Source organism: Streptomyces achromogenes subsp. achromogenes (assembly GCF_000720835.1).
Taxonomy (GTDB): Bacteria; Actinomycetota; Actinomycetes; order Streptomycetales; family Streptomycetaceae; genus Streptomyces; species Streptomyces achromogenes.
The window spans coordinates 191,669-212,334 of the sequence record NZ_JODT01000019.1 but is presented as its reverse complement, the minus strand read 5'-3'; the positions used below and the strand labels follow the sequence as shown (position 1 = coordinate 212,334).

Below are 20,666 nucleotides of genomic sequence, written 5' to 3'. Positions count from 1 at the left end.
GGAGTCTACGCGGATGGACCCCTCCTGGGCAGGGCGTATCAGCAGGTGGCCGGGCGGCGGCCGGGCCCCGTCGAGCGGGGCCGCGGCGCCGGTCAGGCCTCGGCGCCGGCCGGAACGGCGGTTGCGTCCGCATCTTCCGCGTTTGCCCGGGCGGCCTTGCCCTTGGCCTCCTCGGCGGAGCGGTCGGTCTTCTCGGGGGTAACGAATCGATAACCCACGTTGCGGACGGTGCCGATCAGCGACTCGTGCTCCGGGCCGAGCTTGGCCCGCAGCCGCCGTACGTGCACGTCGACGGTCCGGGTGCCGCCGAAGTAGTCGTAGCCCCACACCTCCTGGAGCAGCTGGGCGCGGGTGAAGACCCGGCCGGGGTGCTGCGCGAGGTATTTGAGCAGCTCGAACTCCTTGAAGGTCAGGTCCAGGACCCGGCCCTTGAGCTTGGCGGAGTAGGTGGCCTCGTCCACGGACAGGTCGCCGTTGCGGATCTCCATCGGCGAGTCGTCGTTGACGAGCTGCTGGCGGCCCATGGCGAGGCGGAGCCGGGCCTCGACCTCCGCGGGACCGGCGGTGTCGAGCAGGACGTCGTCGATGCCCCAGTCCGCGGTGACGGCGGCGAGACCGCCCTCGGTGACGACGAGGACCAGCGGACAGCCGGGGCCGGTGGAGCGCAGCAGCTGGCACAGGCTGCGCACCTGGGGCAGATCGCGGCGGCCGTCGACGAGGATCACGTCGGCACCCGGCGTGTCGACCAGCGCGGGGCCTTCCGCCGGGGCCACCCGCACGTTGTGCAGGAGCAGGCCGAGGGCGGGCAGCACTTCTGTCGACGGTTGAAGGGCGTTGGTCAGGAGCAGCAGAGAACTCATACGTCTGGTTCCTCCTCGGTCCCTGCGAGGACGCTGTGCGGACGGGCACTGCTCTGCGATCCCGAAGGCCCCGTACACACGCGGGACCCCTGAGGTTTCCCGCTTCGTATACAACGCTTCCGAAAGCACAAAAGGACCCGGGGGCTACGCTGCCCGAGTCCTCTGCCCAGCAGAATAGCCCACATGACCAACCGACCGGCAGGTGATGTGGCCCGTCCCACCGATCGTCCGGAATACGAGACGAACGGAAGTGGCCAGGTGCGGACGTTTCTCCGCACGGCAGACGGTGTGCCGGTCGAATGCGTATACGATCCGGGCCCCGGTGCCGTATACGAAGGCTTTGCCGACCCTTGGCAAGCGGTTGCTCCGGGCTCCCGGGATCTCGCGTTCGTGATCGCGCACGGCTTCACCGGGGACGTGGACCGGCCGCACGTGCGCCGGGTGGCCGACGTGCTGCGCGGCCACGGCGCGGTCCTCACCTTCTCCTTCCGCGGCCACGGACGCTCCGGCGGCCGGTCCACCGTCGGCGACAAGGAGGTGCTGGACCTCGCCGCCGCCGTGGAGCACGCCCGCCGCCTCGGGCACGCGCGCGTGGTCACCGTCGGCTTCTCCATGGGCGGCTCGGTGGTCCTGCGGCACGCGGCGCTGCGCCCCGGCACGGTGGACGCCGTGGTCTCGGTGAGCGCGCCCGCCCGCTGGTACTACCGGGGCACGGCCCCGATGCGCCGGCTGCACTGGCTGGTCACCCGCCCCGAGGGCCGCCTGGTCGGCCGCTACGGACTGCGCACCCGCATCCACCACCGCGACTGGGACCCGGTCCCGCTCTCCCCGGTGCGGGCGGTCCCGCGGATCGCCCCGACCCCGCTGCTCATCGTGCACGGCGACCGCGACGCCTACTTCCCGCTCGACCACCCCCGGATGCTCGCGGAGGCGGCCGGCGGCCACGGCGGCGAGCTGTGGATCGAGGCGGGCATGGGCCACGCCGAGCACGCGGCGGACGAGGCCCTGGTGGCGCGGATCGCGGACTGGGCGGTGTCGGCGGCGGGCTAGCCTGACTCACACTGTCTTTGACTTTTTCTTGTTCTTGCCGTCGATTGAGGATTCAGATGCCCAAGGTCACGGTGCGCTACTGGGCCGCCGCCAAGGCCGCGGCCGAGGTCGCCGAGGAGCCGTACGAGGCGGACACGCTGGCCGGCGCGCTGGCCGCCGTCCGCGAGCGCCACCCCGGCGAACTCACCCGCGTGCTCCAGCGTTGCTCCTTCCTCGTCGACGGCGACCCCGTCGGGACCCGCGCGCATGAGACGGTACGGCTGGCCGAGGGCGGCACGGTCGAGGTGCTCCCGCCGTTCGCAGGAGGGTGACCATGACCGAGCAGCCGTACCAGGGCGGCCCCCAGCAGGGCTACGACCCGTATCAGCAGCAGCCTCAGCAGCAGTGGCCCGGACACGAGCAGCAGTACGGCCACGACCCCGAGCTGACCCAGCAGTGGCAGGGCCAGACCTGGGAGACCCAGACGCACGCGGCGGTGCCGGCGGAGGAGACGTCGTACCTGCCGCGGCAGGAGCAGCAGGGGTACCAGCAGCAGGGGTACCAGCAGCCGCAGGGGTACTACGGGGATCCCGGATATCAGCAGTCGCAGTCGCAGCCGCACCCGCAGCCGCAGCCTCAGCAGTACGCCGACCCGTACGCGGGAGCGTATGAAGGGGCGCACACCGGGGCGCATACAGGGGCGGCTCCGGGCTCGTACGGTGGTTCGTACGGGGAGTACGCCCCGGTGCCGGAGCCCGAACCGGCCCCCGCGCCGACCCCGACCCCGGTCCCGACCCCGCCCCCGGTCGCCGCCACCCCCGCGCCTGCCGAGCCCACCGGGCCCGCCGACCCGACCGACGAGCCCGCCTACGGCCCCGCCACCCTCGCCGGCAACGCGCGGATCACCGACGCCCAGCGGGCCCGTCTGGAGGGCCGGTCCCCGATCATCGAGCCCGGCATGCAGCCGGCGGCGCTCACCGCGCTGCTGGGCCTGCTGCTGGCCGCGGCGGCGCCCATCGCCTCGTACGCCCTGGTGGTACCGCTGGTGGTGCTCCAGGCGGTGACGGCCGCGGGCTGGTTCCGGCTGAACGGGATGTGGCCCGCCCGGCAGGGCATCGCGCTGGCCTTCGCGGGCGCGCTGACGGCCGACGTGGCGGTCCTGGCGGCCGGCCGCGACCACGCCCTGGTGGCCATCCTCGGCTCGCTCGGCCTGTGGGTCCTGCTCTCCCTCGTGCTCCAGCTGCGCTCGCACGCCTCGCCGGACGAGCGGATGTACGGCCTGATGGCGACCGTCGTCTCGGCGGCCCTCTCGGTGCTGGCCACCGGGTACCTGGCCGCCGGCGCCCACGAGGTGTCGGTGGGCGCGGCGGCCGTCGCGGCGGCGGTCGTGGCCCGCGCCCTGCCGCTGCCGGGCCCGGCCCGGGTCGTGGCCGGACTGCTCGCGGCGGCGGGCGTCGGCGTCGTGGTGGGCGGCATGACCGGCTTCGGCACCAAGGGCGCCGTCCTCGGCGCGGCGGCCGGGGTGTGCGCGCTGATCGGCCACCGGGTGGCGAGCTACGACTACCCGTCCCGCTTCGTGCACTTCACCGCGGGCGTCGCCCTGCCGCTGTCGGCGGCGGCCCCGGTGGTGTGGGTGCTGGGCCGCGCGCTGGGCTAGCCGCACCGTCCGGGCCCGGGCCCCTGCCCTCGACGCAGGGGCCCGGGCCCTCGGCACAGGGGCTCATGCCCTGGGCATATGGGCCCGTGTCCTGGGCATATGGGGCCGGACGCATCGGGCCAATCAACCCGGTCACACCGGCCCCTTCCGTCCCGGGCGGTGCCGACTGTGCGGACCGGCCGGCGGTCCGGAGGAATTCCCCCGCTGATCCACATCGCCGTCGCCGGTCCGCCGGCCTGCGTTTTCTCTGATCGTTTCTGTTCCCGCAGATGCTCTTGGCCGTAAACCGCGCCTTTCGATTCGGCACCCGTTGATCAGGCTCTGGGGCCTATCTAGCCTCTTCAGGAGTCTTCACCGGGCCCAGACGCGCGTCGTCTTCGCCGAGCACGTAATCCCCAGCCGAGCATGGGAGATCACCGTGAGCAGCAATGGGCAGGAAAGCACTGTCGTCAATCCCCTGGAGCAGAGCGCACTGCGCCGTTTGGCGCATCACTACCACCGGTACGGCATCGTCACCGTCACCGATCTGATTCGGGAAGACGTCCGCAAAAACGTGCGGGCGGAGGCGGACCGGCTGCTGGAGAAATACGCCGAGCGGCGTGACCTCCGCCTCCAGACCACCGGATACACCCGCCGCTCGATGTCCGTGGTGCAGAGCGAGACGATCGCGGGCAACAGCGAACTGGTCACCTCGATCTACGCGAATCCGGAACTGCTCGGCGCGCTGGAGCGCATAGCCGGCGAGAAACTGCATCCGTGCCCCAAGGACGACGAGGAATTCCTCATCACCCGGCAGGAGCGGAGCGGGGACACGCACGGCTGGCACTGGGGCGATTTCAGCTTCGCCCTCATCTGGGTCCTCCAGGCCCCGCCCATCGACATCGGCGGCATGCTCCAGTGCGTACCGCACACGGAGTGGGACAAGTCGGATCCGCGGATCCACCAGTATCTCGTCGACAATCCCATTCACACGTACCACTTCCAGTCGGGCGACGTGTATTTCCTGCGCACCGACACCACGCTCCACCGCACGGTTCCGCTGCGCGAGGACACCACCCGCATCATCCTGAACATGACCTGGGCGGGCGACCGCGACCTGCGGCGCGAGCTGCAGGGCGACGACCGCTGGTGGGAGGACGCCGACGTGCCGGCGGCCGCCGCCCTGGACGACTGACCGGACCGGCCACCGTACCCGCGGCCCGGCAAGGGCCTGCGGCAGAGCTTTCCCCGCTTTCCTCCGCTTTCCCCCGCGACGAGGGATCACCATGACCGATCTGAACACCCCGGACACCAAGCCGCTGTCGGACCACTTCGACCACGTGGAGCCGGGAATCCGCCGGCGGATCGCCGTACAGGACCCGGAGATCAAGGACTACCTGGACGGCGTCCTCGCGAAAATCGCCTCGCACCGGGGCGTCGAGCACCCGTACCTGAACGCCTACCGCACCACGGCGCTCACCCCCGAGCAGGAGCGCCTGATGTACAGCGAGTGCTACTACTTCTTCCGCTACCTCCCCTTCTACATCACGGGAATGGCGGTCAAGACGCGGGACGAGATGATCCTGCGGGAGATCATCCTGAACGTCGCGGACGAGGTCGGCGGCGAGGTCACGCACTCCACGCTCTTCGCCGACTTCCTCGCCCGGATCGGCATCGACAAGGAGCACCTCGACGCCTACGAACCGCTGGACGTCACCAAGCGGCTCAACGACGGCATCCGGGTGCTGTACACCGAGTCGCCGATCCACAAGGCCCTCGGCGCGCTGTACGCCGACGAGACCATGTCGTCCATCATGGTCTCGAAGATCAACGACGGGCTGCGCAACCAGGGGTACGACGACGACCTGCGCCACTTCTGGCAGCTGCACATCGACGTCGAGGTGGGGCACAGCAACTCCGTCTTCAACGCCATCGCGCCCTACGTCCACTCACCCGCGACCCGCGCCGAGTTCGAGGCGGGCGCCTACGAGTTCCTCGGGCTGGTGGAGGACTACTGGGACGGCGTGCAGCGGCTCGTGGGCCTCGAGGCATGAGCCAAGCGGTATCCGGCACCACCGGGTCGGCCGACGGCCTGCGGCACATCGCCGCCGGCCGGCCCGTCCCCGGCTCCGTGCACTCGGTGTCCGTCTCGATCCCCGACGTGGCGTCGGTCATCGGGTACGAGTCGAACGACGCGGCCACCCTGAGCCGCATCTCCTGGGGCTACCCGCGCTTCCGTCCGCACCCCTACGTGGTCCGGGTGGCGGAGCTGGCCGCCCGGGAGGACCCGGCCGGGGAGCGGGGCGGGGCGCTGCTGCTCACCCGCTCGGCGCGGGCCGCGCGGGCCGCCGCGGCCTACGCCGGCCTGCCGCCCGGCGCGGCGCGCGACCTCACCCTCGGCGGACACGTCCTGTCCGGGGTGCGGCTGCCCGACCGGGGGCCGGGGGCCGCGCGGGCGCGGGCCCACGTCATGCACACCGGCGGCCACCTGTCCTCGCGGCAGGCGGAGGACGTGCTGTGGGACGCGGGCCTGATCGACGGCCGGCAGGTGGAGGAGACGGCGGACGACTCGCCCGCGCGGGCGGTCGCTCAGGCCCTCGCCGGGGCCTACGGGGTGCCCGGACCGCGGTACGTGGCGCTGCGCAACAGCGGTATGAACGCGGTGGCGGCGGCCGTCGAGGCGGTCACGGAGATCCAGCGGGACAGCGGCCGGCGCCACTGGCTCCAGCTCGGCTGGATCTTCTTCGACACCATGCACCTGTTCGAGAAGAAGGTCGTGAACGTCGGGCACACCACCGTGCCCGACCCCTTCGACCTGGCGGAGGTCGCCCGGGTGGCCGCCGCGCACGCGGGTGGACTGGCCGGGATCATCGCGGAGATCCCGAGCAACCCGGGGATGGGCGTGCCGGACCTGCCGGCGCTGCGCGAGATCGCCGACCGGGCCGGCTGCGCGCTGGTCGTGGACGCCACGATCGCCACCCCGCACAACGTCGACGTGGTGCCGTACGCCGATGTGGTCTGCGAGAGCCTGACCAAGTACGCCACCGGATCGGCGGACGTGCTGGCGGGCGCGGTGGTGGTCGCTCCCGGTTCGCCGTTCGCGGCGGACCTGCTGACCGTGCTGCCGCGGTACGGCGACGAGCCCTACCGCCGGGACACGGCCCGGGTGGCCGCCCGGATCCGCGGCTACGCGGAGCGGATGGTCCGGGTGAACGCCAACGCCCTGGCCCTCGCCGAGTGCCTTCGGCGCCATCCGGACGTGGTCCGGGACACCAGCTGGGCGCTGGATACCCGGTCCGCCGCCAACTACCGCAAGGTGGCGCGGGATTCCGGCGGGCCCGGCGGGCTGCTCATGGTGGATCTCGAGGTCCCCCTGGAACTGGTCTACGACCGGCTCGCGGTGGCCAAAGGGCCCAGTTTCGGCGCCGAGTTCACCATGGCCTCCCCGCAGGTCTTCGTCGCGCACTACGACCTGCTCACCACCCCGAGGGGGCGGGCCGCGCTGCGCGCGCGGGGGCTGCACCGGGACATGCTGCGGGTCTCCGTCGGCACCGAGCCGCCGGAGCTGATCGTGGAGACCTTCGAGCGGGCCCTGCGCCCCGACTGACCGGCGCCAGGGGAAGAGAGAAGGGCGGGTTCCCGGAGATCCCGGGGACCCGCCCAGCCGTCAGCCGCCCCGCCGTCAGCCGTCAGCCGGCCGCAGCAGCGCCGTCCGGGCGGCCTCGGTGTAGCGCTCGGCCGCCGCGAACGTCGGCGCCAACGCGGTCAGTTCCACGAAGCCGCAGGTCTTCAGCGCGCCCAGGACGTGCAGCGCGACGCCCTCGCCCCGGTCCCGGCGGTAGAGCAGGTCCCCGGCGCGCAGCCGCGCCACCGCCGTGCGCGGGTCGAGCCGGCCCAGCGCCTCCGGGTCGAGGAGGCGCCCGTGCACGTAGCACATGGCCTGCCCGTCCGGCCGGCGCAGCCGTCCGTCGGCGCCGACGTCCCGGCCGATCAGGGCCTCGGCGTAGCGCAGCACGTGGCTGGGGCCGACCTTGCGCAGATTGATCTCCACGGCGAGCGGTCCGCGGTCCTGGGCGATCACGAAGTCCACGCCGAAGCTGCCCCGGTGGCCGAGCGAGGCGAGCACCTCGCCCGTCCGGGCCACCGCGTCCGTGATGTGGGGCTGCCACCGCTCCTCGGCCGGGTACCGGCAGCCCCAGTACTGGCCCTGGGAGAGCACCTGGTCGTGGCAGGCGAGCACCTGCACCGTGCCGTCGGCGGTGACGTACCCCTGGCCGCTGGGGGAGGAGGTGACCTGCTCCAGGAACTCCTCCACGATCACGCCCTCGCCGGCCAGCTCCCGGTGGAACTCCTCGGCGGACATCCGCAGGACCTCGGCCGAGCCGAGCAGGTCACCGGTCCGGGCGTACTTCTCGCAGTCGATCAGCACATTGCCGACCGAGGCCGCCCAGGTGCTCGCGCTGACCTTCACCAGCACATACCGCGGCCGGTCCGGGCCGCCGGCCAGCCGCCGGATCGCGGCGGCCACCTCCGCCTCGTCGCGCAGCGCCTCGGCCCCGCCGCCGGGCACCGGCACACCGGCCCTGAGCAGGATCTCCTTGCTGCCCGCCTTGCTGCCCCAGCGGGCGGCCAGGGAGGCGTGCCCCTCGTCCAGGTCGGCCCCGATCCGCCGGGCCAGCTCGTCCAGCGCCTCGGACGCCATGAAGTGGACGATCCCGGCCCGCGCGGTCTTGCCGACGGCGTCCCGCAGCGTGGCCACGAGGCCGTCGTCGCCGAGGACCAGGTCGTCCAGCGGGCGCGGCCGGCGGGCGCCGGGGGTGAGCAGGGTCAGCCGGTCGCGCACGCTTTCGATCATTCGGTCGTCAAAACCGAAAACATCCCGGAAATGATATTCGAGGGTGTAGGGGTCGACGGGTTCCGAGGTGACGACGACGGCCCTTTCGTCCGGGTCGCGGAGGCTCCACAGAAAACCCAGGCTCCGCTCGGCGGAGTAACGCAGATACGGCACCTCTTCCAGCATGCGATCGGCGTAGTTGAGCGCGTAGATCAGGATCTGTGTGTAACCGGAATCTGCCATACGGGGAGGTTAGGGGTGGCGTCCGGGAAATGGTAGTGGAATCGCCCGTTCCGGTGGTGGCTGGAATTCACCCCCGTCATCTCATATTCAATTTGACGCTTTTTCGCGGCACATGCCGAAGGGCCGCACCCCCGTCGGCGTCCAACCCCGGGGATGCGGCCCTTCAGCCGTCACAGTGAGCCCTGCGGTGAGCCCTGTCAGACCGCGATGGCGACCTCCGCGAGCCCGCCCTTCTGGGCGACGACCGTACGGTCCGCGGTCCCGCCCGGCACCAGGGCGCGCACGGTCCACGTGCCCTCGGCCGCGTAGAAGCGGAACTGGCCGGTCGCGGAGGTGGGCACCTCCGCGGTGAACTCGCCGGTGGCGTCCAGCAGTCGGACGTAACCGGTCACCGGCTCGCCGTCGCGGGTCACCTGACCCTGGATCGTGGTCTCACCGGGCTTGATCGCCGAGGCGTCCGGGCCGCCGGCCTTCGCTCCGCACATGTCGTACTCCTGAGGGGTTGAGAGGGGGGCGGACTTACTTGCCGGCGCCGAGCTCGATCGGCACGCCGACCAGGGAGCCGTACTCGGTCCAGGAGCCGTCGTAGTTCTTGACGTTCTCCACGCCCAGCAGCTCGTGCAGCACGAACCAGGTCAGGGCCGAGCGCTCACCGATGCGGCAGTAGGCGATCGTGTCCTTGGCGAGGTCGACGTTCTCCTCGGCGTAGAGGGCCTTCAGCTCCTCGTCCGACTTGAAGGTGCCGTCGTCGTTGGCGTTCTTCGACCACGGGATGTTCTTCGCGCTCGGCACGTGGCCCGGACGCTGCGACTGCTCCTGCGGCAGGTGGGCCGGGGCGAGCAGCTTGCCGGAGAACTCGTCGGGCGAGCGGACGTCGACCAGGTTCTGGGCGCCGATGGCCGCCACGACGTCGTCGCGGAAGGCGCGGATCGAGGTGTCCTGCGGCTTGGCCTTGTACGCGGTCCGCGGGCGCTGCGGCACCTCGTCGCCGGCCACCAGCTCGCGGGCGTCCAGCTCCCACTTCTTGCGGCCGCCGTCGAGGAGCTTGACGCTCTCGTGGCCGTAGAGCTTGAAGTACCAGTAGGCGTACGACGCGAACCAGTTGTTGTTGCCGCCGTAGAGGACCACCGTGTGGTCGTTGGCGATGCCCTTCTCCGACAGGAGCTTCTCGAAGCCCTCCTGGTCGATGAAGTCACGGCGGACCGGGTCCTGGAGGTCCTTGGTCCAGTCGATGCGGATCGCGTTCTTGATGTGGTTCTTCTCGTAGGCGGACGTGTCCTCGTCCACTTCCACGATGGCGATGGTCGGGTCGTCCAGGTGCTCCTGGAGCCAGTCGGCGTCGACCAGGACGTCGCTGCGGCTCATGCTCTTTCTCCTCCGGGGCAGTCGCGGCGGGGCGTGCGGGGTGGAAAGGGGTGCGCTCGGTGCCCGAGCGGCACACGGATGCCCTGAGGCAGGGCGGATGAGGGACGCGGGAGCCGGGGGCTTCCGCTCAGAAGGGGCGACAGAGCATGGCGGCCACGCGGCACAGGTCCACTGCCCGCCGCTTGGTGAGATCCGCCTGTCCCCGCGGCTGGAGGACGCTCGTCGAGTACCGCATGGGCCCGATCGTAGGGACGACGGGGCGGGCGTGTCACCGGTGTGTCATATGGCGAGACGCGATCGTCCGGATGGCGGTACGAGAAGAGCGCCCGGCCGAGCCCCAGGGGCCCGCCGGACGCTCGCGCACGCGGCCGTGGCTACGCTGCGGACGCGCCCGTCTCGCCAGTCGGACGATCGCTGTCCATCCCCGGATTCCGGAACGGGTGCCTACCCCGCCAGCCGGACGCCCGAACCCTTCACGCTGATCTCCACGCCCTCCGGCTCCGCCTGCACCTTGTCCAGCTTGATGCCGCCGGGCAGCTGGTCGATGGCCTGCTGGAAGTCGGTGATCGCGCGGATGCGGTCCTCGGCGATCGCGGCGCCGGCCAGGCTGGGCAGCGAGTCCGCGTGCACCTCGACCTTGCCGTCCACCACGCTCACCGAACTCAGCACGGACACCGTCTGCTTGATGCCGAGAGCGGGCGCGGACAGCTCCACCGCCACCTTGATCTTCCCGTTGCCGCCGTCGGAGAGTCCGGTGACCCGGGCGGTGGCCCCCGGGGCGACCTCGGTCGGCTCCGGCTTGGCGGTCTTCAGCAGCTCCGCGTACGAGACCGTCCCGGTGCCGGTCGCGGTCGCCGCGGTGGCGGAGCTGTAGTCACCGGAGAACTCCACGCCCTTCATGTGGGCCTTCAGGTCCTCGACCCGGATCGTCCGGCCGGCGTCGCCGGTGGCCGCGTCGTACTCCTTGATCCCGACCTCGACATCGTCCAGGGAGCCCCCCGCGACCTGGGTCAGGAAGGGGAAGCCCTTGATGTCCACGTCCGGGGTCGTGGCCAGCTGCTCATTGGCCTTCAGCTTGTCCGCGGCCTCGCCCTCGGCGAAGTGGACGGCGACCCGGTCCACGATCACGAACAGCACGCCCAGGATCACGACGACGATCAGCAGTATGCGCAGGCCTCGCATGGGGTTCCCCCGGGTCGGTGGTGGTGGCGGTGGTGACGGGCGTCCGGTACGGATACGCCACGGTAACCCCGCCGGGCCCGGCCGCCGGGAAATTGTGGATCAGTTGTGACAGGGCCGGCCGGTCCTACTCTGGAGCTATGTACGCCCGGCGCCGGCGCCTCTACTTCGCCATGATGGGGACATGCATCGGCCTCTTCGTCCTGGCCTGGGGAGTCGTACGCATCTGGTCGGTGCCCGCGGCCGTGGGCCTGTGCGTCGTGGCCATGGTCATCCCGCCGGTCGCCGCGATGGTCGCCAACCGGCGGGGCCCGGAGGACCGCTGGTGGGACGACCCCTCGGGCGACCCGGAGTCGGACGAGTGGTGGGACGAACTGGACGGCAAGAAGCGCCCGCGCCCGTGAGCGGCGGTCGGTGCCTCAGTAGACGAGCGCCTGCGTGTCGTCGCCCAGGGCCTCCTGCACGAACACCTGCGCGCCCGCGATCCGTACGCCCTCGATGACGTCCTTCTCGGTGATCTCCCGGCGCGCGGCGCACTGCGTGCACAGCGTGATCCGCCCGGCCGCGAGAACCGACTCGATCAGGTCGGGCAGCGGCGCGGCGTGCGGCAGCTCGAACTCGGCCGCCCGCCCCGGCAGCGCGAACCACGACGACTCCCCGGTCAGCCACAGAGACACGTCGACCCCGCTGGCCACGGCCACGGCGGCGACCGTGAACGCCTGAGAACACCGCTCGGGAGCGTCCGCGCCGGCCGTCACCTTGATAACGAGCTTTTTCGCCATGCCTGAATCGTAATCCGCTTGCCCGCAACTCCATGTGCATGCCATGAGTCTTGCTGTGACGGCGCGGCCACGGAAGCCGCGCTTCTTATATCCCTTGGGGGGAGTCCTTTGGACGTGTACGCGAGACCCGGCACGGAGCCGGCGGACACCGGTGCCCCGGACGGCTCGGACGGCTCGGACGGCTCGGAGGGGTCCGGCTTAGAGCCGGTACGGCGCCGGGGCCGGATGCCGGCAGTCCTGGCCGGCGCCGCCGTGCTCGGCCTGATCTCCGGTCTCTGCGCCGGTTACCTCATCCAGGCCGGCCGGGAGCCCACCCGGCTGCCGCCGCTGTCCCAGCCGAGGCTGGAGCAGGCCGCGGGCGAGGCTCCCGCGCCGCTGTCCGCCGCGCGGGACCGCGAGGTCAGGACCGACGGTGACCTGCGCCGGCTGCTGCTGAAGAAGCCGGACGGGGCGCGCGCGGCGGGGGTCCCGGCCGAGGACGGCTGGATGAGCCTGAACCGGTTGGCGGAGACGTACAACAACCCGGCCGGGGGCTACGGCTGGCTGCTCGAGGCGGAGTTCCGCCGGGCTGCCACCGTCGTCTGGATCGAGGGCGGCACCCGCTCGGTCGAGATCCGGCTGCTGCAGTTCCGGCAGGAGGAGGTGCTCGGCGCCCGGGACGAGGCGAAGGACAGCTACGACTGGGCCGGACGCGACAGCGACGCCGAGAGCTGGGCGATACCCGGCACGGGCGACGGCAAGGCGTACACGTACCGCACGCCCCGGAACCGCGACGGAGTGAACGTGTACGAGGCACGGGCGCACGCGTGGCGCGGGGACGTCTCCGTGCAGGTCTGGATCAACGACACCAAGCCGATCCCGAAGAAAGCCATCGTGGACCTGGCGAAGCGGCAGATGGAGCGGCTGTGACGACGGAAACTCCCGAGAACTCCGTTCCCGGGCCGGCCGGGCCCGGCCGCCCGCGGCGCCGCGTCGGCCTCGTGCTGGGGGGTGCCGCGGCGGCGCTCGCCGTCGTCGCGGGGGTGAGCTGGACCGCGGTCGTCGTCCACGGGGCCGACCGGGACCCGGGTGCCGCGACCTGGCGGCTGCCCAAGGCATCGGTGGGCAACTCCGCGAAGGACACCGGGGTGAGCACCCTGTTGCTGCCCTATGAAGAGGGGCGGTACGGGCCCGGCCCGGACATGAACGAATTCGGTTCCGACGCCGAACTGACCGGCGCCGAGGCGACCGCCCAGCGCAAGCGGTCGCTGGCCGGGCTGCCCCGCTCCCAGCGGCTGCTGATGGAGCGCCGGTACGACCGGGAACCGGTCAAGGGCATCGCGATGCGCAGCTATGTGAGTACCGCCGGCGCCTCCTCAGGGTCCGGCGAGGAGTTCACGGCGCAGGTCATGCTGGTGCGGATGGCGGACCGGCTGGCGGTGGGCTCCGAAGCCGCCCTCCAGCGGCGGCTCCTGGGGTCCGCAAAGTCCCTGCGCGAGGGTCCGGCGGTGAAGGGACACGAGGACGACGCCGCGTGCTTCCTGCCGCCGGCCGACCCGGACGAGCAGATCGGCACGATGGTGTGCCTCGGATCCGTCGGAGACGTCCTGGTCCTCGCCACCGCGACCACGGCCGGGGAGCTGGACCGGCAGGAGGCGGCGGACATGGTCGCCGCCCAGTTCGACCGCATCGAGGACCCGGGGAAGGCCGTATGACCGAGCAGACACAGCGACCGGCCCCGCAGGGCGGGGACCCGCAGGAGACGGTGCCCGTGCCGTCGTCCCTGCCCGCCGGTGCGTCGCCCACCACCGTTTCGTACAAGGACCGGCGGAAGGTGCGGGCGGCGCTGCGGTGGACCGCCGTCGCGGCCGTGTTCTGCCTGGTCGGGGCCGGGACGGCGTACGGGATCAGCCGGATGGAACGGACGGACCTGCCGGGCCTGGCCACCGCCTCCGACGGCCGCTGGGACTACCCGGAACTGGTCCGGCCGCCGCTGCCGCCCGGCAGCCCCGGACCGCTCGAAGCCGGCAACCGCGCCGGGACGCACTACGCCGACCTGCGCGCGCTGGTACTGCCCGCGCCCCGCGGGGCGACGGTGGAACCGGGACCGCGCGGCACGGACGGGTGGCTGCCGGTGAAGGACTTCCTCGCCGACTACGCGACCGGGGAGAAGCGCCGGGAACTGGCCCAGAAGCTCACCGACCACGGTCTGCGGCACATCGCGGGCCGCGGCTGGACCACCCCGGACGGCACCCGCACCAGGATCCGGCTGCTGCGGTTCGGCACCGCCGCCGTCTCCGAGACCCTGCTGGCCGGCGACCTCGCCAACACCGGGGCGCCCGCCTACCCGGTGCGCGGTGCCGAGTACTACGCACTGGACGAGACGTTCCCGCCGGGGGCCCGTATGAAGGGCGTGACGCTCTTCCCGTACACGGAGGCCGAGCCGTACGGCGCCGAGCAGGTGCGGCAGGCGTACTTCGCGGCCGGGGACACCATCGCGGTGATCACCCAGACCCGCCAGGGCGGGGTGGACGCCGTCCCGTTCCGGCAGACGGTGGCCTTGCAGACCGAGCTGCTCGGCTGAGCGGACCTCGTCAGGAGTGCCGGGGCCCGGCCGCGTAAGCTGGGCTCCGGCTCTGTCGTATGCCCACCCTCGCTCAAGGAGCACCCGTGGAGATCTTCTTCGAAACCCTGCTGGTCCTGGTCTGCGTCGGCGTGCTCGCCTTCGCCGGTCTGACCGTGAAGAAGCTGTACCAGGGCCAGCGCTGACCCCCCTCTAGGAAAGCCTCCGCTCATGATCGAGATCCCGTCCGACCTGCACAAGGACCTTGTCCCGCTCGCCTTTCTGCTCGGCAACTGGGCCGGCGCGGGCGTGCACGACTTCCCCGGCTCCCAGAAGTGCAACTTCGGTCAGGAGGTCAGCTTCACCCACGACGGCCGGGACTTCTTGGAGTACCGCTCCCACACCTGGGTGCTGGACAAGGACGGCAACAAGGTCCGCCCGCTGGAGTCGGAGACCGGCTTCTGGCGGATCGACGCCGACCGCAAGGTCGAGGTCACGATGACCCGCGACGACGGTGTCATCGAGATCTGGTACGGCGAGATGGCCGACAAGAAGCCGCAGATCGACCTGGTGACGGACGCCGTCGCCCGCACCCCCGGCTCGGCTCCGTACAGCGGCGGCAAGCGGCTGTACGGCTACGTGAAGAGCGACCTGATGTGGGTGGGCGAGAAGCAGACCCCCGAGGTCCCGCTGCGCCCGTACATGTCGGCCCAGCTGAAGAAGGTCGTCACCCCCGAGGACGTCGAACGCTGGGCCAAGGCCCTCCCGGACGACATGCCGGACGACGGCATCGCTTTCTTCAAGTAGTCCTACACTCGTCGGTGTGGTGAGCACCGACTGGAAAAGCGATCTCAGGCAGCGCGGCTACCGGCTGACGCCGCAGCGGCAGCTCGTCCTCGAAGCCGTCGACACCCTTGAGCACGCGACCCCCGACGACATCCTCGTGGAAGTGAGGAAGACGGCGTCGGGGGTCAACATTTCCACCGTCTACCGGACGCTGGAGCTGCTGGAGGAGCTGGGCCTGGTCAGCCACGCCCACCTCGGGCACGGCGCGCCCACCTACCACCTCGCCGACCGGCACCACCACCTGCACCTGGTGTGCCGGGACTGCGAGGACGTGATCGAGGCGGACGTGGAGGTGGCCGCCGAGTTCACGGCCAAGCTGCGGCAGCAGTTCGGGTTCGACACCGACATGAAGCACTTCGCGATCTTCGGCCGGTGCCGGGACTGCTCCCGGAAGGGTTCAAGTACCACGTCGTAGGCTTGCGTTATGAAGAGCCCCCTGCTGTCCCTGCCCGGCGCAGTCCCCGCCGAGGGTGTGGACGAAGGTGTCGCCGCCCACTACGGCGACCTGTTCCGCGAGCAGCGCGCCCTCGCCGACGGCACCGGTTTCGTCGACCTGTCGCATCGCGGTGTCGTCACCGTCAGAGGTGACGACCGGCTGAGCTGGCTGCATCTGCTGCTCACCCAGCACGTCAGCGAACTGCCCGCGGGCGAGGCCACCGAGGCCCTGATCCTGTCCGCGCACGGGCACATCGAACACGCGCTGTACCTCGTGGACGACGGTACGACCGTCTGGGCGCATGTCGAGCCCGGCACCCAGGACGCGCTGATCGCCTACCTGGAGTCGATGAAGTTCTTCTACCGGGTGGAGGTCGCCGACCGCACCGCCGACATCGCCGTGGTCCACCTGCCGGCCGGCTCCATCGCAGAGGTGCCGGACGGGGTCGTCGTACGCGAGACGGCGTACGGCCGTGATCTGTTCCTGCCGCGCGCGGAGCTGGAGTCCTTCGCCGCGTCGCACGGTCCCGCCGCGGGGCTGCTCGCCTACGAGGCGCTGCGGGTCGAGCAGCACCGGCCCCGGCTCGGCTTCGAGACCGACCACCGGACCATTCCGCACGAGCTGGGCTGGATCGGTACGGCCGTGCACCTGCAGAAGGGCTGCTACCGGGGGCAGGAGACGGTCGCCCGGGTGCAGAACCTGGGCAAGCCGCCGCGCCGGCTGGTCTTCCTGCACCTGGACGGCAGCGAGGTGCACCTGCCGGTGGCGGGGACCGAGATCCGGGTCGCGGACGAGGGGCCCGAGGGCCGCAAGGTCGGGTTCGTGACGACGTCCGTGCGCCATCACGAGCTGGGGCCGGTGGCGCTGGCGCTGGTGAAGCGGAACGTACCGGTCGACGCGCGGCTCCTGGCCGGAGATACGGCGGCGGCTCAGGAGGTCGTGGTCGAGCCGTAGCCGTGGGCGTACGCCCTGTGCTCACATCTCCAGCAACACCGTGAACGGTCCGTCGTTCGTCAGGTTCACCCTCATCTGGGCGCCGAAGCGGCCCGTCGCCACCGTCGCGCCCAGGGCGCGCAGGTGGGCCACGACCTCGTCGACCAGGGGCTCGGCGATGTCGCCGGGGGCCGCCGCGTTCCAGGTGGGGCGGCGGCCCTTGCGGGCGTCGCCGTAGAGGGTGAACTGGCTGATCACCAGCAGCGGCGCCCCGGTGTCGCTGCACGACCGCTCGTCCTGGAGCATCCGGATCGTCCACAGCTTGCGCGCCAGCTGGACCGCCTTCTCCTTGGTGTCCTCGTGGGTCACCCCCACCAGGACGCACAGCCCCTCGCCCTCGATCGCGCCGACCGTCTCGCCGTCCACGACGACGCTCGCGCCGTCCACCCTCTGTACCACCGCACGCATGCCGACCATCATGCCCGGTGTCCCGCCGCCGCCCGCACGGGGACCAATATGGATCCGTTACCCCCCATCTGGGGCCGTTCGGGGTCTCTCGGTCACATAGCGGCCGATTGGGGTGGCACGATGCTTCCCACACGCCGGTCGAGGGGACGGTCACGCAGATGAGCACACCGAGCACGAGCGGGCGGCTGGGAACCCAGGGGCCGCACCGACCGCCCGCGCAGCGCACCGACGGCCCCCCGGACCCCGGGTCCGGCGCGCCCGACCTGGCCCGGCTGAGCCTGCCCGAGCTGCGCGCCCTGCGCCGCGACGCCCAGCGGGACGAGGCGGACCTCAGCTATGTGCGGCGGCTGCTCCAGGGCCGTATCGACATCCTGCGCGCCGAGCTGGGGCGGCGCGGCCGGGTGTCCGTGCCGGCGCCGGCCGACGGCTCCGTGGTCGAGCGGCTCGCGGAGATCCTGAAGGACGCCCCGGCCCGGCAGCGGTCCTCGGCCCGCCATGTCACGCTCGGCACCCCGCACAACGAGGAGTACGGTCGGCTGGCCGCGGAGATGCTCGCCGAGGTGGAGCTGTCGGACCTGACGGCGCGGACCGACCCGGAGCTGACCGCGGCCATGGGCCGGCTGGTCCGCTACGAGCAGGAGGTCTCCCGCTGCCGCCAGCGGCTCCAGCGCACCGCCGACGACTGCAGCGGGGAGATCGCCCGCCGGTACCGGGAGGGCGAGGCCCAGGTGGACGACCTGCTGGCCTGAGCGCGGCCCGGGCCGGGGTGCGTAGGCTCCCCACCATGGGTGAGATGGGTCTGCGCGAGCGCAAGAAGCAGCGGATGTACCAGGACGTGTCGGACATCGCCGTACGGCTGTTCCTGGAGCGCGGCTTCGACGCGGTGTCCGTGGCGGAGGTCGCCGCCGCGGCCGGGATCTCCAAGCCGACCCTCTTCCGGTACTTCCCGGCCAAGGAGGACCTGGTCCTGCACCGGATCGCCGACCATGAGACGGAGGCCGCCCGAGTGGCCGCCGGGGCCGCCGATCCGGTGGCCGCGCTGGGCCGGCACTTCCTGGCCGGGCTGGACCGGCGCGACCCGGTGACCGGCCTGAACGACCACCCCGAGGTGCTGGCCTTCCACCGGCTGCTCTACGGCACCCCGTCCCTGGCGGCGCGCGCCTACGCCCACCAGGAGCGGTCGGAGGCGGCGCTCGCCGAGGCGCTCGGCGGTGATCTGGACGCGCGGCTGGCCGCCGGGCAGATCATCGCCGTCCAGCGGGTCCTCGCCCTGGAGAACTGGCGGCGGATCGCGGCGGGCGAGCCGGTGGAGCGGGTGGCGCCGGAGGCCGTACGGGCGGCCGAGCGGGCGTTCGCGCGGCTGGCCGAGTCGCTGCCGGAGCTGCGGACCCAGAGCTGAGACTCGGTAAAGAATTTAACTCGGTAACGTTTTGTCGTACGCTGGCGGCATGACGTCGACCGACCCCGCCCTCACGGAAGCCCTGCGCACCGAGCGCGCCTACCACGACACCTGCCGCGCCGCCCTCGCCGCGATGGTCGACGGCGCCGCCGAACAGGTCGTCGTCGGCGAGGACGTCTCCGCCTCCGGAGCCGACGCCGAAGTCCTCGGCCACCGGCTGCGCAGCCGGGCCAAGGCCCTGCGCGAACTGCCGCCCGGCCCGCTGTTCTTCGGCCGGCTCGACTTCGCCGCCGGCCATCCCGGGCACGGCGGGCAGAGCTACCACGTGGGCCGGCTGCGCATCACCGAGGACCCGGCCGCCCCGCCGCTCGTCGTCGACTGGCGGGCCCCCGTCTCCCGCGCCTTCTACCAGGCCGACGCCACCGACCCGCAGGGCGTCGAGGTGCGCCGCCGGTTCGGCTGGGCGCCGGGCAGCCGGGGCGAGGCCGGCGACCTCACCGCGCTGGAGGACGAGCACCTGGGCCGGGGCGAGGCGCGGACCAGCGACATCGTGGCCCGCGAGATCGAGCGGCCCCGTGTCGGACCCATGCGGGACATCGCCGCCACCATCCAGCCCGAGCAGGACGACCTCGTCCGCGCCCCCCTCACCGACTCGGTGTGCGTGCAGGGCGCGCCCGGCACCGGGAAGACGGCCGTCGGCCTGCACCGGGCCGCGTACCTGCTCTACACCCACCCCAAGCGGCTCCAGCGCTCCGGGCTGCTGATCCTCGGCCCCAACCCGACCTTCCTGCGGTACATCGCCGAGGTGCTGCCCTCGCTCGGTGAGACCGCCCGGCGCGGCACCGCCGACAAGGGCTACCGCCAGAGCACCCTGCTGGACGAGATCGCCCGCCACCCGGCCAACGGCACCGACGCGCCGGCCACGGCCACCGTCAAACACGACCCGCGCATGGCCGAGGTGCTGCGCCGGGCGCTGTACGCGCGGGTCACCACCGACGACGTGACCGACCTCGCCGTCCCGGACGGCTCCTACCGCTGGCGGGTGTCCGCCGGGGAACTGGCCGGCATCGTGGCCGAGGTCCGCGCCGAGCAACCCCCGTACGCCATCGGCCGGGAACGGGTGCGCACCCGGGTGGTACGACGGCTGCGGGAACAGGCCGAACGGCGCTCCGGGGTGCTGCCCGCCTCCTGGGTCCGCCGCGTCGAGCGGTGCCGGCCGCTGACGGCGCAGCTCGACGCGGTGTGGCCGAAGGTCCGCCCCGAGGAGGTCCTCGCCGAACTCCTCACCGAGGCGGAGGTGCTGGCGCGTGCCGCCGACGGCCTGCTGGACCCCGGGGAGCAGGCGGCGCTGCGCTGGCCGCGCCCGCCCCGCTCGTACAAGTCCGCCCGCTGGTCGGCCGCCGACCTGGTCCTGCTGGACGAGCTGGCCGGGCTGATCGAACACCCCGAGGGCTACGGGCACATCGTCGTGGACGAGGCGCAGGACCTGTCCCCGATGGAGTGCCGGGCCATCGCCCGCCGGGCCGCCTTCGGCTCGCTCACCGTCCTGGGCGACCTCGCCCAGGGCACCACCCCGTGGGCCGCCCGCGACTGGTCCGTCCAGCTGCGCCACCTGGGCCGGCCCGACGCGGCCGTGGTACCGCTGACCACCGGGTTCCGGGTGCCGGCCGCCGTGCTGGAACCGGCCAACCGGCTGCTCGCCCGCCTCGATGTCGCCGTACCCCCGGCCACCTCGCTGCGCACCGACGGCGAGCTGACCCTCAGGCCGGCCGAGGACGTGCTCGCCGCCACCGTGACCGCCGTCCGAGAGGCCCTGGCCCGGGAGGGCTCGGTCGGCGTGATCGCGGCGGACGCGGACACCGACCGGGTACGGGCGGCCCTGACCGGGGCCGGCCTGGAGGCGGCCGGTCCCGAGGCGCTCGGCGCCCGGCTGGCCGTCGTCCCCGCGAGCCAGGTCAAGGGTCTGGAGTACGACCACGTCATCGCCGTGGAACCGGCCGCCGTGGCGGAGGCGGAGGAGCGGGGCGCGCACCGGCTGTACGTGGTGCTGACCCGGGCGGTCTCCCGCCTGGACGTGGTGCACGCCCGCCCGCTGCCCTTCTGAGAGGCGGGCG

At 72.2% G+C, this 20,666-nt stretch carries 24 protein-coding genes; 16 read left to right on the top strand and 8 right to left on the bottom strand.

What is annotated here, in order from left to right:
• Positions 1-92 precede the first annotated feature (92 nt).
• Positions 93-860 (bottom strand): winged helix-turn-helix transcriptional regulator, encoded by a 768-nt coding sequence (locus tag IH25_RS0120910; RefSeq protein WP_030612467.1) that lies wholly within the window; start codon positions 858-860, stop codon positions 93-95.
• A gap of 183 nt (positions 861-1,043) precedes the next feature.
• On the opposite strand from IH25_RS0120910, the gene IH25_RS0120905 reads away from it, so the two are divergent.
• The 6 genes from IH25_RS0120905 (at position 1,044) to besB (ending at position 7,132) form a co-directional block, all read left to right on the top strand.
• On the top strand, positions 1,044-1,910 hold the full coding sequence (locus IH25_RS0120905) for an alpha/beta hydrolase family protein (RefSeq protein WP_107058427.1): 867 nt from the start codon (positions 1,044-1,046) through the stop codon (positions 1,908-1,910).
• A gap of 56 nt (positions 1,911-1,966) precedes the next feature.
• The gene (locus IH25_RS0120900; RefSeq protein ID WP_030612461.1) at positions 1,967-2,221 is read left to right on the top strand and encodes a MoaD/ThiS family protein; all 255 of its coding nucleotides are present in this window, start codon (positions 1,967-1,969) and stop codon (positions 2,219-2,221) included.
• Positions 2,222-2,223: 2 nt separating this feature from the next.
• The gene (locus IH25_RS0120895) at positions 2,224-3,546 is read left to right on the top strand and encodes a hypothetical protein (protein ID WP_030612458.1); all 1,323 of its coding nucleotides are present in this window, start codon (positions 2,224-2,226) and stop codon (positions 3,544-3,546) included.
• 418 nt (positions 3,547-3,964) lie between these two features.
• Positions 3,965-4,720, top strand: coding sequence for an L-lysine 4-chlorinase BesD (besD, locus tag IH25_RS0120890; RefSeq protein ID WP_030612455.1), 756 nt, complete (start codon positions 3,965-3,967; stop codon positions 4,718-4,720).
• 91 nt (positions 4,721-4,811) lie between these two features.
• Entirely contained in the window at positions 4,812-5,579 is a 768-nt protein-coding gene (besC, locus tag IH25_RS0120885) for a 4-chloro-allylglycine synthase BesC (protein WP_030612452.1), read from the top strand.
• Complete coding sequence (besB, locus tag IH25_RS0120880) at positions 5,576-7,132, top strand: L-2-amino-4-chloropent-4-enoate dechlorinase/desaturase BesB (RefSeq protein WP_078844341.1); 1,557 nt, start codon at positions 5,576-5,578, stop codon at positions 7,130-7,132. Before besC ends, besB begins: the two co-directional genes overlap by 4 nt.
• A 75-nt stretch (positions 7,133-7,207) precedes the next feature.
• On the opposite strand, the gene besA is transcribed toward besB, so the two are convergent.
• The 5 genes from besA to IH25_RS0120860 form a co-directional block, all read right to left on the bottom strand.
• Entirely contained in the window at positions 7,208-8,602 is a 1,395-nt protein-coding gene (gene besA, locus IH25_RS0120875; RefSeq protein WP_030612442.1) for an L-propargylglycine--L-glutamate ligase BesA, read from the bottom strand.
• Positions 8,603-8,799: 197 nt separating this feature from the next.
• Positions 8,800-9,087 (bottom strand): DUF1416 domain-containing protein, encoded by a 288-nt coding sequence (locus IH25_RS0120870; protein ID WP_030612439.1) that lies wholly within the window; start codon positions 9,085-9,087, stop codon positions 8,800-8,802.
• 34 nt (positions 9,088-9,121) lie between these two features.
• On the bottom strand, positions 9,122-9,967 hold the full coding sequence (locus IH25_RS0120865) for a sulfurtransferase (RefSeq protein WP_030612436.1): 846 nt from the start codon (positions 9,965-9,967) through the stop codon (positions 9,122-9,124).
• Positions 9,968-10,094: 127 nt separating this feature from the next.
• Positions 10,095-10,202 carry an Ms5788A family Cys-rich leader peptide gene (locus IH25_RS43100; RefSeq protein WP_348273507.1) on the bottom strand — a complete coding sequence of 36 codons (108 nt, stop codon included), beginning with the start codon at positions 10,200-10,202 and terminating at the stop codon, positions 10,095-10,097.
• Between the two features lie 209 nt (positions 10,203-10,411).
• A complete protein-coding gene (locus tag IH25_RS0120860) occupies positions 10,412-11,149 on the bottom strand; it encodes an LmeA family phospholipid-binding protein (protein WP_030612434.1) in 738 nt (245 codons plus the stop codon).
• A 137-nt stretch (positions 11,150-11,286) separates the two neighbouring features.
• On the opposite strand from IH25_RS0120860, the gene IH25_RS0120855 reads away from it, so the two are divergent.
• Positions 11,287-11,550 carry a DUF3099 domain-containing protein gene (locus IH25_RS0120855; protein WP_030612430.1) on the top strand — a complete coding sequence of 88 codons (264 nt, stop codon included), beginning with the start codon at positions 11,287-11,289 and terminating at the stop codon, positions 11,548-11,550.
• A 15-nt stretch (positions 11,551-11,565) separates the two neighbouring features.
• On the opposite strand, the gene IH25_RS0120850 is transcribed toward IH25_RS0120855, so the two are convergent.
• The gene (locus IH25_RS0120850) at positions 11,566-11,928 is read right to left on the bottom strand and encodes a DsrE family protein (protein ID WP_030612427.1); all 363 of its coding nucleotides are present in this window, start codon (positions 11,926-11,928) and stop codon (positions 11,566-11,568) included.
• A gap of 114 nt (positions 11,929-12,042) precedes the next feature.
• Here IH25_RS0120850 and IH25_RS0120845 point away from each other — a divergent pair, with 114 nt between their 5' ends.
• The 6 genes from IH25_RS0120845 to ygfZ all read left to right on the top strand — a co-directional run bounded on the left by IH25_RS0120845 (position 12,043) and on the right by ygfZ (position 16,706).
• A complete protein-coding gene (locus tag IH25_RS0120845; protein WP_245172845.1) occupies positions 12,043-12,837 on the top strand; it encodes a hypothetical protein in 795 nt (264 codons plus the stop codon).
• Positions 12,834-13,622, top strand: coding sequence for a hypothetical protein (locus IH25_RS0120840; protein WP_030612420.1), 789 nt, complete (start codon positions 12,834-12,836; stop codon positions 13,620-13,622). The genes IH25_RS0120845 and IH25_RS0120840 overlap by 4 nt, the downstream gene beginning before the upstream one ends.
• On the top strand, positions 13,619-14,491 hold the full coding sequence (locus tag IH25_RS0120835; RefSeq protein ID WP_030612416.1) for a hypothetical protein: 873 nt from the start codon (positions 13,619-13,621) through the stop codon (positions 14,489-14,491). Before IH25_RS0120840 ends, IH25_RS0120835 begins: the two co-directional genes overlap by 4 nt.
• A 210-nt stretch (positions 14,492-14,701) precedes the next feature.
• On the top strand, positions 14,702-15,277 hold the full coding sequence (locus tag IH25_RS0120825) for a heme-binding beta-barrel domain-containing protein (protein WP_030612411.1): 576 nt from the start codon (positions 14,702-14,704) through the stop codon (positions 15,275-15,277).
• A gap of 16 nt (positions 15,278-15,293) precedes the next feature.
• Positions 15,294-15,731 carry a Fur family transcriptional regulator gene (locus tag IH25_RS0120820; protein WP_030612409.1) on the top strand — a complete coding sequence of 146 codons (438 nt, stop codon included), beginning with the start codon at positions 15,294-15,296 and terminating at the stop codon, positions 15,729-15,731.
• Between the two features lie 9 nt (positions 15,732-15,740).
• Entirely contained in the window at positions 15,741-16,706 is a 966-nt protein-coding gene (ygfZ, locus tag IH25_RS0120815) for a CAF17-like 4Fe-4S cluster assembly/insertion protein YgfZ (protein ID WP_030612406.1), read from the top strand.
• A 21-nt stretch (positions 16,707-16,727) separates the two neighbouring features.
• Here ygfZ and dtd read toward each other — a convergent pair whose 3' ends face one another.
• Positions 16,728-17,153 (bottom strand): D-aminoacyl-tRNA deacylase, encoded by a 426-nt coding sequence (dtd, locus tag IH25_RS0120810; protein ID WP_030612403.1) that lies wholly within the window; start codon positions 17,151-17,153, stop codon positions 16,728-16,730.
• Between the two features lie 158 nt (positions 17,154-17,311).
• Between dtd and IH25_RS0120805 the strand changes: the two genes are divergently transcribed.
• From IH25_RS0120805 to IH25_RS0120795, 3 genes are read left to right on the top strand one after another with little or no spacing between them, the layout of a single operon-like run.
• Positions 17,312-17,902, top strand: coding sequence for an RsiG family protein (locus IH25_RS0120805; protein WP_030612400.1), 591 nt, complete (start codon positions 17,312-17,314; stop codon positions 17,900-17,902).
• Between the two features lie 35 nt (positions 17,903-17,937).
• Complete coding sequence (locus IH25_RS0120800; RefSeq protein WP_030612396.1) at positions 17,938-18,552, top strand: TetR family transcriptional regulator; 615 nt, start codon at positions 17,938-17,940, stop codon at positions 18,550-18,552.
• Between the two features lie 49 nt (positions 18,553-18,601).
• The gene (locus IH25_RS0120795) at positions 18,602-20,656 is read left to right on the top strand and encodes a HelD family protein (protein WP_030612394.1); all 2,055 of its coding nucleotides are present in this window, start codon (positions 18,602-18,604) and stop codon (positions 20,654-20,656) included.
• Positions 20,657-20,666 lie beyond the last annotated feature (10 nt).